9 protein-coding genes are annotated in these 11,187 nt (G+C 69.1%); 4 read left to right on the top strand and 5 right to left on the bottom strand.

Features of this window, described 5'->3' with window-relative positions; all coding sequences use genetic code 11:
• Positions 1 to 27: 27 nt before the first annotated feature.
• Positions 28 to 759, bottom strand: coding sequence for a 16S rRNA (uracil(1498)-N(3))-methyltransferase (locus ABFG95_RS09025; RefSeq protein WP_278992034.1), 732 nt, complete (start codon positions 757 to 759; stop codon positions 28 to 30).
• A gap of 104 nt (positions 760 to 863) precedes the next feature.
• Positions 864 to 1,337, bottom strand: coding sequence for a hypothetical protein (locus ABFG95_RS09020; RefSeq protein ID WP_278992036.1), 474 nt, complete (start codon positions 1,335 to 1,337; stop codon positions 864 to 866).
• A 261-nt stretch (positions 1,338 to 1,598) separates the two neighbouring features.
• On the opposite strand from ABFG95_RS09020, the gene tkt reads away from it, so the two are divergent.
• From tkt to ABFG95_RS09005, 3 genes are all read left to right on the top strand, one after another.
• Positions 1,599 to 3,635 (top strand): transketolase, encoded by a 2,037-nt coding sequence (tkt, locus tag ABFG95_RS09015; protein ID WP_278992038.1) that lies wholly within the window; start codon positions 1,599 to 1,601, stop codon positions 3,633 to 3,635.
• 15 nt (positions 3,636 to 3,650) lie between these two features.
• A complete protein-coding gene (gap, locus tag ABFG95_RS09010) occupies positions 3,651 to 4,661 on the top strand; it encodes a type I glyceraldehyde-3-phosphate dehydrogenase (protein WP_348995778.1) in 1,011 nt (336 codons plus the stop codon).
• A 98-nt stretch (positions 4,662 to 4,759) separates the two neighbouring features.
• On the top strand, positions 4,760 to 5,953 hold the full coding sequence (locus tag ABFG95_RS09005; RefSeq protein ID WP_049075572.1) for a phosphoglycerate kinase: 1,194 nt from the start codon (positions 4,760 to 4,762) through the stop codon (positions 5,951 to 5,953).
• 170 nt (positions 5,954 to 6,123) lie between these two features.
• On the opposite strand, the gene ABFG95_RS09000 is transcribed toward ABFG95_RS09005, so the two are convergent.
• Positions 6,124 to 7,104 carry a tripartite tricarboxylate transporter substrate binding protein gene (locus ABFG95_RS09000; protein ID WP_278992812.1) on the bottom strand — a complete coding sequence of 327 codons (981 nt, stop codon included), beginning with the start codon at positions 7,102 to 7,104 and terminating at the stop codon, positions 6,124 to 6,126.
• Positions 7,105 to 7,408: 304 nt separating this feature from the next.
• Here ABFG95_RS09000 and ABFG95_RS08995 point away from each other — a divergent pair, with 304 nt between their 5' ends.
• Complete coding sequence (locus ABFG95_RS08995) at positions 7,409 to 9,100, top strand: SulP family inorganic anion transporter (RefSeq protein ID WP_080977469.1); 1,692 nt, start codon at positions 7,409 to 7,411, stop codon at positions 9,098 to 9,100.
• 103 nt (positions 9,101 to 9,203) lie between these two features.
• Here ABFG95_RS08995 and fabI read toward each other — a convergent pair whose 3' ends face one another.
• Positions 9,204 to 9,977 carry an enoyl-ACP reductase FabI gene (fabI, locus tag ABFG95_RS08990; RefSeq protein ID WP_175203779.1) on the bottom strand — a complete coding sequence of 258 codons (774 nt, stop codon included), beginning with the start codon at positions 9,975 to 9,977 and terminating at the stop codon, positions 9,204 to 9,206.
• Positions 9,974 to 11,158 (bottom strand): acetate kinase, encoded by a 1,185-nt coding sequence (locus ABFG95_RS08985; protein ID WP_068952082.1) that lies wholly within the window; start codon positions 11,156 to 11,158, stop codon positions 9,974 to 9,976. The genes fabI and ABFG95_RS08985 overlap by 4 nt, the downstream gene beginning before the upstream one ends.
• Between the last annotated feature and the right edge of the window lie 29 nt (positions 11,159 to 11,187).

Raw genomic sequence — 11,187 nt, 5'->3', positions numbered from 1 at the left:
CTGTCATGTCCCGGGGCGGGACGCCGATCACCAGCCGAGCAAGGCGCCGGCCGCTGAAATCAACGCCAATCCCGCCGTTTCCGTGCGCAGCACGCGCGGGCCGAACCTGACGGCCTGGACGCCCGCCTCGCGCGCCTGCGCCAGTTCCTTTTCCGACCAGCCCCCTTCGGGGCCGACCAGCAGCGTCAACGATTGCAGGTTCGGCGTGGCGCCGAGCCGGCCGGCCAGGTCGGCATCGGCGTCCGGATGACACAGCAGGCGCAGGCCGTCGGCCGGGAGGGCCAGCCAGTCGGCCAGCGTCACGGGGGCGTCGACCGCCATCAGCCGGTTGCGGCCACACTGTTCGGCGGCCGACTGCGCGATACGCTGCCAGTGGGCCACCCGCTTTTCCAGCCGCGGGCCGGCCAGTTGCAGCACGCTGCGCTGCGCGGCGATGGGACAGACCCGGGCGGCGCCCAGCTCGACGGCTTTTTCCACCACCCAGTCCATCTTGTCGCCGGCGGGCAGGCCCTGTACCAGGGTGATGCGGCCGGCCAGCTCGGCTTCGCGCGGGTCGAACGCGCCCAGCTGGGCGAAGCCGGCCTTGCCCTCGATTTCCAGCACCGCCGGGTACTCGCCGCCCTGGCCGTTGAACAGTGCCAGGGTTTCCCCCGCGCGCAGCCGCAGCACCCGGATGGCGTGGTGCGCCAGGGCCTCCGGCAGGGCGATGCGGGCGCCGGCGGACAGGGGAGCGTCGCAGAAGAAGCGAGGTGCGGACATGGATGTTGCGGTGGCGGACGGAAAGCGGACATTGGGGCCGGGCGGAGACCCGGGGCGCGGCCCGGGCGGCGCCCCGGCGGTTCAGGGCCTGGTTCGTCGCCGGGTCACCTGAGCGCGTAGCCTACCACCTTGATGCCCCAGTCGATCAGGGTGGGGGCGCTGGACGCCAGTTGCAGCGTCAGCAGGGTCAGGAAGCCGACCGTCATTTTCTTGTCCAGGCGCAGGAGGTCGTGGCGCACCTCGGCCAGGTCTTCGTGGGTGGCGAAGCGCTTGAGTTCCTCGCGGGTGGGCAGTTGCGCGACGACTTCGACGAGTCTGTCGAATTGGTCCTGGGCGGCGCGCCTGGCGATGTCGCGTTCGAGTTCAGCCCTTTCGCGGGCGTAGTCGACGCGTGACAGGGGATAGGCGTGGAGTTCGGCGCGGGCCTCGTCCTGCGAGCGCTTGAGCAGATCGGCCTCGCCCTGCAGGCGGGCTTGTTCCAGCGCCTGCGCCACCGCGATGGCGCGTTCCTCGCCGAGCGCGTTGCGCAGGGCCAGGATGCCGGCGGCGGGAATGGTGAAGCTCAACATGGCAATCATGATACGGATTCCGACATAGGGCTGTGCCAGGCCATCATGAATCTCGGACCGCCCCGCCGCAATTGTGGCAACTACGCCATGACATGGCTGTCTCCCCCCTGGGGGCTACCGCGATTCCGCCGCGGGCCATCGTCCATCTGGCGGACCCCGCCACCCGCCACCGGCCCGGCCATCCCCAGGTGTTAAAATCGTCTGCTTCGCAACCTACTCAACTGGCCCCCATTTCCTGCGTGGGCGCGCCAGCCTCAAAGAGCCTTCCGAATGAGCAATCCGACCGCCCCTAAACTTGCCTTGGCGGATGCCATCCGCGCCCTCGCGATGGATGCCGTGCAACAAGCGAACTCCGGGCACCCGGGCGCTCCCATGGGCATGGCGGAAATCGCCCAGGCCCTCTGGATCGGCAACCTGCGCCACAACCCCAAGGATCCCGCCTGGGCCAACCGCGACCGCTTCGTGCTGTCCAACGGCCACGGCTCGATGCTGATCTACGCGCTGCTGCACCTGACCGGCTACGACCTGCCGATCGAAGAACTGAAGAACTTCCGCCAACTGCATTCCAAGACGCCGGGCCACCCCGAAGTGGGCATCACCCCGGGCGTGGAAACCACCACCGGCCCGCTGGGCCAGGGTCTGGGCAATGCCGTCGGCATGGCGCTGGCCGAAGCGCTGCTGGCCGCCGAGTTCAACAAGCCCGGCCACACCATCGTCGACCACCACACCTACGCCTTCACCGGCGACGGCTGCCTGATGGAAGGCATCTCGCACGAAGTGTGCTCGCTGGCCGGCACGCTCAAGCTGTCCAAGCTGGTGGTGCTGTATGACGACAACGGCATCTCGATCGACGGCCACGTCGAGCACTGGTTCGCCGACGACACCGCCAAGCGCTTCGAGGGCTACGGCTGGAACGTCATCCGCGGCATCGACGGCCACGACGCCGCCGCCGTGGACGCCGCCATCAAGGCCGCCCGCGCGCAATCGGAAAAGCCCACGCTGATCGTCTGCCGCACCGTCATCGGCAAGGGTTCGCCCAACATGGCCGGCACCCACAACGTGCACGGCGCCCCGCTGGGCAAGGACGAGATCGCCGCCACCCGCGCCGCGCTGGGTTGGTCGGCCGAGCCGTTCCAGATTCCGCAGGACATCTACGACGGCTGGGACGGCCGCAAGACCGGCGCCGCCGCGCAGGCCGAATGGCAGTCGGCGTTCGACGCCTACGCCGCCGAATTCCCGGCCGAGGCCGCCGAGTTCACGCGCCGCATGAAGGGCGAGCTGCCCGCCGGCTACGCCGACCAATTCAAGGCGTTCCTGAACGCCACGCTGGAAAAGGCCGAAACCGTCGCCACCCGCAAGGCCTCGCAGTTCGCGATCACGGCGCTGGCCGCCGCGCTGCCGGAAATGCTGGGCGGCTCGGCCGACCTGACCGGCTCCAATTTCACCGACTGGAAGGGCGTGGGCGCGGTGCGCGCCGGCGACAAGGGCATCCAGTTCGGCCGCCACATCAACTACGGCGTGCGCGAATTCGGCATGGCCGCCATCATGAACGGCGTGGCCCTGCATGGCGGCTACCTGCCGTTCGGCGGCACCTTCCTGACGTTCTCCGACTACTCGCGCAACGCCATCCGCATGGCCGCGCTGATGAAGCAGCGCGTGGTGCACGTGTTCACGCACGACTCCATCGGCCTGGGCGAAGACGGCCCGACCCACCAGTCGATCGAACACGCCGCCAGCCTGCGCCTGATCCCCAACCTGTCGCTCTGGCGTCCCTGCGACACGGCCGAAACCGCCGTGGCCTGGAACGCCGCCGTGACGCGCCCTGCCAGCATCGGCATGGACGTGCATGACGGCGGCCCGACGGCGCTGTTGCTGTCGCGCCAGAACCTGCCGTTCGTGCAACGCGACGCCGCCACCGTGGACGCCATCGCCCGCGGCGGCTACGTGCTGCGCGACGCCGACGGCGCCCGCGCCGTGATCATCGCCACCGGTTCCGAAGTCGCCATCGCCCTGGACGCGCAAGCCCAGCTGGCCAAGGAAGGCATCGCGGTGCGCGTGGTGTCCATGCCGAGCACCGACGTGTTCGACAAGCAGGACGCCGCCTGGAAGCAATCGGTGCTGCCCAAGGGGCTGCCGCGCGTGGCCGTCGAGGCCGGCGTGACCGCCTTCTGGCACAAGTACGTGGGCCTGGAAGGCGCCGTGGTCGGCATCGACCGCTACGGCGAATCGGCCCCGGCGGGTGCGCTGTTCAAGTTCTTCGGGCTGACCGCCGACAAGGTGGCCGAGACCGTCAAGCAAGTTCTGTAAAAAAGGAGCCTAGTCATGACCATTCGCGTCGCCATCAACGGTTACGGTCGCATCGGCCGCAACATCCTGCGTGCCCACTATGAAGGTGGCAAGAAGCACGATATCGAAATCGTCGCCATCAACGACCTGGGCGATCCCAAGACCAACGCCCACCTGACCCGCTACGACACCGCCCACGGCAAGTTCCCGGGCACCGTCGAAGTCGACGGCGAGTACATGGTCGTCAACGGCGACAAGATCCGCGTGCTGGCCAACCGCAACCCGGCCGAACTGCCGTGGGGCGAGCTGAAGGTCGACGTGGTGCTGGAATGCACGGGCTTTTTCACCACCAAGGAAAAGGCCGGCGCGCACATCAAGGGCGGCGCCAAGAAGGTCATCATCTCGGCCCCGGGCGGCAAGGACGTTGACGCCACCGTCGTCTACGGCGTCAACCACGGCGTGCTGAAGTCGACCGACACCGTCATCTCGAACGCGTCGTGCACCACCAACTGCCTGGCCCCGCTGGTCAAGCCGCTGAACGACCAGCTGGGCCTGGAAAACGGCCTGATGACCACCGTCCACGCCTACACCAACGACCAGGTCCTGACCGACGTCTACCACGAAGACCTGCGCCGCGCCCGTTCGGCCACCATGAGCATGATCCCGACCAAGACCGGCGCCGCCGCCGCGGTCGGCCTGGTGCTGCCGGAGCTGAACGGCAAGCTGGACGGCTACGCCATCCGCGTCCCGACCATCAACGTGTCGATCGTCGACCTGTCCTTCGTGGCCAAGCGCGACACCACCGTCGAGGAAGTGAACAGCATCCTGAAGGCCGCCTCGGAAGGCGAGCTCAAGGGCATCCTGGACTACAACACCGAACCCCTGGTCTCGGTGGACTACAACCACAACCCGGCCTCCAGCACCGTTGACGCGTCGCTGACCAAGGTCTCGGGCCGCCTGGTCAAGGTTTCGTCCTGGTACGACAACGAGTGGGGCTTCTCGAACCGCATGCTCGACACCACCGTCGCGCTGATGTCGGCCAAGTAAGCATCGCTGTCGAACCGAAGGGGACGAACAGGTTTTCCGCCACGGCGGAAAGCGGGTTCGTCCCCTTCGTTCGCCAACTCTAGGAGACGCAAAGCATTATGTCCAAGGTCAATACCCTGTCCGCGCTGGCCAAGGCCGGCGCCCTGTCCGGCAAGCGCGTGTTCATCCGCGCCGATCTGAACGTGCCGTTCGATGACGCCGGCCGCATTTCCGAAGACACCCGCATCCGCGCCTCGGTGCCCGGCATCCGCCTGGCGCTGGACGCCGGCGCCGCGGTGATGGTCACCTCGCACCTGGGCCGCCCGAAAGAGGGCGTGCTGACCGAGGCCGATTCGCTGGCCAAGGTCGGCCAGCGCCTGTCCGAGCTGCTGGGCATGCCCGTGCCGCTGGTGCGCGACTGGGTCGACGGCGTCAAGGTCGAGCCGGGCCTGGTGGTGCTGCTGGAAAACTGCCGCGTCAACGTCGGCGAGAAAAAAGACGACGAGGCGCTGTCGCGCAAGATGGCGGCGCTGTGCGACGTCTACGTCAATGACGCCTTCGGCACGGCGCATCGCGCCGAGGCCACCACGCACGGCATCGCGCGCTTCGCGCCGGTGGCCTGCGCCGGCCCGCTGCTGGAAGCCGAGCTGGACGCGCTGGGCCGCGCGCTGCACGAGCCGAAGCGTCCGCTGGTGGCGATCGTTGGCGGCTCCAAGGTGTCGACCAAGCTGTCGATCCTGCAATCGCTGGCCGACAAGGTCGACCAGCTGGTGGTGGGCGGCGGCATCGCCAACACCTTCATGCTGGCCGCCGGGTTGCCGATCGGCAAGTCGCTGGCCGAGCCGGACCAGGTGGAGCAGGCGCGCGCCGTGATCGAGCTGATGAAGCAGCGCGGCGCGGATGTGCCGATCCCGGTGGACGTGGTGTGCGCCAAGGCGTTCGGCGCGGACGCCGAGGCCACCGTGAAGGCGGCCGATGAAGTCGCCGCCGACGACATGATCCTGGACATCGGCCCGCAGACCGCGCAGCAATTGGCCGAGATCCTCAAGCAGGCCGGCACCATCGTCTGGAACGGTCCGGTCGGCGTGTTCGAGTTCGACCAGTTCGCCAACGGCACCAAGGTGGTGGCGCAGGCGATCGCGGATTCCGAGGGCTTCTCGATCGCGGGCGGCGGCGACACGCTGGCCGCGATCGCCAAGTACGGCATCGGCGAGCAGGTCGGCTACATCTCGACTGGCGGCGGCGCGTTCCTGGAGTTCCTGGAAGGCAAGACCCTGCCGGCGGTGGCCGTGCTGCAAGAGCGGGCCAAGTAGTCTTTCCGCCCGCACGAGGAAAAGCCGCTCCTTTTGGAGCGGCTTTTTTCGTGGACCCGGGCTCATACTGGCTGCCGTCGCCCGGGGGGACATGGGTCGATGGGGCGTATGGATCGCCACGGCCATGAAATGCGGCCGCCGTGTTGCGCAGCGGCGCGGTCGGGTGGCGCTTATTCCATCTTCGCGCCCGACAGTTTCACGATGCCGGCGTAGCGATCGATCTCGGCGCGCATGAACGCGCCGAACTCGGCGGGCGTCTGGCCGGCGGGGACGATGGCGCCCATGGATTCCATGCGCTGGCGCATGGCGGGGTCGGCGGTGATGGCGTTGATGTCGCGGTTCAGGCGCGCGACGACGTCATCGGGCGTGCCGGCGGGGGCGACGATGCCGTACCAGGCCGAGGCATACATGTCGCTGACACCGGCTTCGGCGAAGGTGGGCACGTTCGGCAGGGCGGGCAGGCGCTGGCGCGAGGCGACCGCGAGGGCGCGCAGGGCGCCGGCCTGGACCTGGGCCAGCGAGCCGGTGTCGATCATCATGTCGACCTGGCCGGCGAGCAGGTCGGAGACCGCGGGGCCGCTGCCCTTGTACGGAATGTGCAGGATGTCGACGCCGGTGCGGGCCTTGAACATGGCGCCGGCCAGGTGCTGCGACGATCCCACGCCACCCGAACCGTAGTTGAGCTTGCCGGGCGCGGCCTTGGCGGCGTCCACCAGCTGCCGCACGGACTGGTAGGGCGACTGCTTGGGCACTTCGAGGATGTTGGGGATCTCGGCGACGAAGGCCACCGGCGTGAAATCCTTGACCGGATCGAAGCCCAGGCGCGCGTACAGGTGCGGGTTGGCGGCGTTGGTCGAACTGGTGGCGACCAGCAGGGTGTAGCCATCGGGTTTCTCGCGCACGAACGCGGCGGTGCCGATGTTGCCGCCGGCGCCGGCCTTGTTGTCGACGATGACGGTCTGGCCCAGGCGTTCGGTCAGGCGCTGGGCCAGCATCCGGCCCAAGGCGTCGGTGGCGCCCCCGGGAGGCCACGGCACCACCAGCTTGATGGGGCGGTCAGGGTAGGCCTGGGCGTGCGACAGGGCGGGAACGGCGGCGAACGCGGCCAGGGCGAGCGCGCTCGCGGCGCGGCGCAGGAAGGCGTGGGGCATGGAGTCTCCTGATGCGCGGTCCGGCGAGCGGCCGCGCTGTTGTCCGAGGGCCGCGCGGGCGGCTTCGGGGCGGCTGGGGGCCGCGTTTGTTGTGTTGAGCACTCTACGCAATCCCTCTCTTGATAAAAAGGGATAAATATTTAAGGAATTTCATTCCTTTTTGGAATGATGGTCCGAGTCCAGGCACGGCGGCACAGCGGCACCGTTTGATTTACCCGCGGTTTCAGGAACGTAGACTGGTGTAGGCTTGGCGCTCGTCCGCGCCGCGGTTTCCTTCCCCTTTGTTCCTCTGCCCCGCAGTCCCATGAATCTACGATTTCTCCCTGGCCTGAACAATTTCCGGGGCATCACCCGGGAGTCCGCCGGCCGCGACATCGCCGCTGGCCTGAGCGTGGCCGCGGTGGCGCTGCCGGTGGGACTGGCCTACGCCGCGATGATGGGCGTGCCGCCCGTGGCGGGGCTGTGGGCGGCCATCGCGGGCATGCTGGGGTACGCACTGTTCGGGTCGTCGCGCACGCTGATCGTGGGGCCGGACACGGCCACCTGCACCCTGATCGCGGCCACCCTGACGGGCATGGCGCTGACCACGCCCGAGGACCGCCTGGCGGCGGCGACCAGCATCGCGCTGACGGTCGGGGCGGGCTGCCTGATTGCGCGGGTGCTGCGCCTGGGCGTGCTGGCCAACCTGCTGTCGCGGCCGGTGCTGATCGGCTACATGGCGGGCGTGGCGGTGACGCTGGCGTTGTCGCAACTGAGCGGCCTGACCGGCGTGGGCCTGCGCAACAGCGGGCTGGTGCATCCGTTCCTGGAGCTGTCGCGGCGCGTGTCGGAAATCCGCATTCCGACGCTGTGCCTGGGGCTGGCGTCGTGCCTGCTGCTGGTGGCGATCAAGCGCTGGCGGCCGACCTGGCCCGGGCCGATCATGCTGGTGGTGGGCGCCTGTCTGCTGTCGTGGCTGTTCGATTTTCCCAGCCTTGGCATCGCGGTGGTGGGGGAGGTGCCGGCGGGCCTGCCGGCGCTGCGGCTGCCGGTGCGGCTCGACGGCGTGGACAACATCCTGCTGGGCGCGGCGGGCGTGCTGGTGGTGAGTTTTTCCAGCGGCATCGTGACCGCGCGCAGCTTCGCCGCGCGCACCGGCGAACACGTCGATCCGAACCGGGAACTGGTCGGCTTCGGCGCGGCCAACGTGGCGGCCGGACTGTTCCAGGGCTTCGTGGTGACGGGGGCCGATTCGCGCACGGCGGTGGGCCTGGCCGCGGGCGGCTCGTCGCCATTGGTGGGCGTGAGCGCGGCGGTGGCGCTGGCCGTCGTGGTGGGCCTGCTGAGCGCGCCGCTCTATTGGCTGCCGCAGGCGGTGCTGTCGGCGATCCTGCTGCTGGCGGCCGCCAGCCTGTTCGACGGCCAGGCCTTCATGCGGCTGGCGCGCATTTCACGCATTGAGCTGGCCTTCGGCATCCTGGCGGCCGTCGGCGTGGTGGGTTTCGGCGTGCTGCAGGGCGTGGCGGTGTCGGTCGGCGCCACGCTGCTGTACGCCATGTATGTTTCCGGCAACCCGCGCGATGCCCTGCTGGGCCGCCTGCCGGGCGAATCGGTGCTGGGCAAGATGCACCTGAACCCGCAGGCGCAGCCGGTGCCCGGCGCGGTGATCTGGCTGTTCGAGTCATCGGTGTGGTTCTTCAATGCGGATGCGTTCCGGCGCCGCGCGCGCGAGATCATCGAGCAGGCTGGCGACATCACCTGGTTCGTGCTTGACGCCGAGGCCATGACGCAGGCCGACGCCGACGCCATCGAAGCGTTGTACGAACTGCGGCGCGAGCTGCGCGACCGCGGCATGGTGCTGTTGGTGGCCGGCGGTCACGGGCAGTTCCGCATGGCGCTTGAGCGCTCGGGCCTGGCCGAGCGCATCGGCCGCGACAAGATCTTCCCTTCGCCGGAACAGGCGGTCGAGGCGATCGAGCGCTGGCGTCAGGGGCCGGCGCCGGCCACGCTGTCCTGACCGTTCTGGCGGGCGAGGTCGCCGCCGCGTTGGGCCGCCGCCCGCGCCGATCCGGGGGCGCCACCCGGCCTCGTCGCGCCACCGCGTGCGCCGTGGCGCGGCCTCAATCGATGATGTGATAGCCGCCGTCGATGTACAGCGTCTGCCCGGTCATGCGGCGGGCGGCGTCGGTGGCGAGCCAGGCGGTGGCCTCGCCGACGTCGTCGATGGAGACCAGGCTGCGCGCCGGCGCCTTGGCCTGGGCGCGGTCGAGCAGCGCGTCGAATTCGGCGATGCCCGAGGCCGCGCGGGTCTTGAGCGGCCCGGGTGAAATCGCATGCACGCGGATGCCCTGCGGGCCGAGTTCGGCCGCCAGGTAGCGGGTGGCCGATTCCAGCGCGGCCTTCACCGGACCCATCATGTTGTAGTGTTCGACCACCATCTGCGAGCCGTAGTAGCTCATGCAGAACAGCGCGCCCCCGCCGGGCATCAGCGGCTCTGCCAGCTTGGCCATGCGGATGAACGACCAGCACGACACATCCATGGCCGTCAGGAAGCCGGCGCGCGAGCAGTCCGTGACGCGGCCGTGCAGGTCGTCGCGCGGGGCAAAGGCGATGGAATGCAGCACGAAATCCAGGCCGCCCCATTCGGCGGCGATGCGCTCGAACACCGCCTCCAGCTCGCCCTCGCGCAGCAGGTCCAGCGGCATCAGCAGGGACGCGTCCACCTGGCGCGCCAGCGGCTCGACGTGCGGGCGGGCCTTGTCGTTCAGGTAGGTCACGGCCAGTTCCGCGCCCATGGCGCGGAACGCCTTGGCGCAGCCCCAGGCGATGGAGTCGGCGTTGGCGATGCCCGTGACCAGGCCGCGCTTGCCGGCAAGAGGGAGGGCGGCGCTCATCGTTGTTTCACCAGGGCCAGCGTGTGCTGCGCGATGATCAGTTCTTCATTGGTGCGCACCACGTACACGCCGATGCGGCTGTCGTCGCTGGAAATGCGCGGCCCGTGATGCGCATTGCGCTCGGGATCCAGCTTGATGCCGAGCCAGCCCCAATGCTCGCTGATGGCCTGGCGGATCTCGGCCGAGTTTTCGCCGACGCCGGCGGTGAAGACGATGGCGTCGATGCCGTTCATGGCGCAACCCAGGCCGATCATGCCTTCGGCCACGCGCCAGGCGAAGTACTTCAGCGCCAGCCTGGCCGACGGCGCGTCGCTGGCCAGCAGCTCGCGCATGTCGTTGCTGATGCCCGACAGGCCCTTCATGCCGCAGTCGTGGTACAGCACATGTTCAATGTCGTCGTGCGACATGCCCTGTTCCATCATCCACAGCACCACGCCGGCATCCAGCCGGCCCGGCCGCGTGCCCATCGGCAGGCCTTCGAGCGCGGTGAAGCCCATGGTGCTGTCGACGCTCTTGCCCTGGTGCATGGCGCAGGCCGACACGCCCGAACCCAGGTGCGCCGCGATGATCCTGCCCATGGCGATCTCGGGGAGCGCCTGGCGCAGCCGCTGCGCGATGTATTCGTACGACAGGCCGTGAAAGCCGTAGCGCCGCACGCCCTGCTGGTACAGATGCTCGGGCAGGGCGTAGCGGTCGGCCACGTCCGAATGGCTGCGGTGGAAGGCGGTGTCGAAGCAGGCCACCTGCGGAATCCACGGGCGCCGCTCGCGGATCACGCGGATCGGCGCCAGGTTGTTGGGCTGGTGCAGCGGCGCCAGCGGCGTGAAGGTGTCCAGTTTGGCGAGGATGGCGTCGTCGATCAGCACCGGCTCGGCCAGGTCGGGGCCGCCGTGCACCACGCGATGGCCCACCGCCAGCGGCGCGCCGCCCAGGTGGCCGCTGAGCCAGGTGCCGACCACCTCCTGGCCGTTGGGCACATCGGGCGCGTGGCTGGGCGCGATGTCGCGTTCCACCAGCGTCTGGCCGGCGGCGTCGCGCACCCGCAGGCGCGGATGGCGGGTGCCGATGCCTTCGAGCTGGCCGCCCAGGCGCGGCGCCAGCGCCTGTTTGTCGTCGATGTCGTACAGGTAGAACTTGATGCTGGAACTGCCGGCGTTGATGACGAGAATGGTGTCGGACATGGAGTCGATCGCCTCTTGATGCAAGGGAC

The sequence above is a fragment of the Achromobacter sp. HNDS-1 genome (genome assembly GCF_040084795.1).
Classification (GTDB): Bacteria; Pseudomonadota; Gammaproteobacteria; order Burkholderiales; family Burkholderiaceae_B; genus Achromobacter; species Achromobacter ruhlandii.
This window is presented reverse-complemented; position numbering and strand designations above follow the sequence as displayed.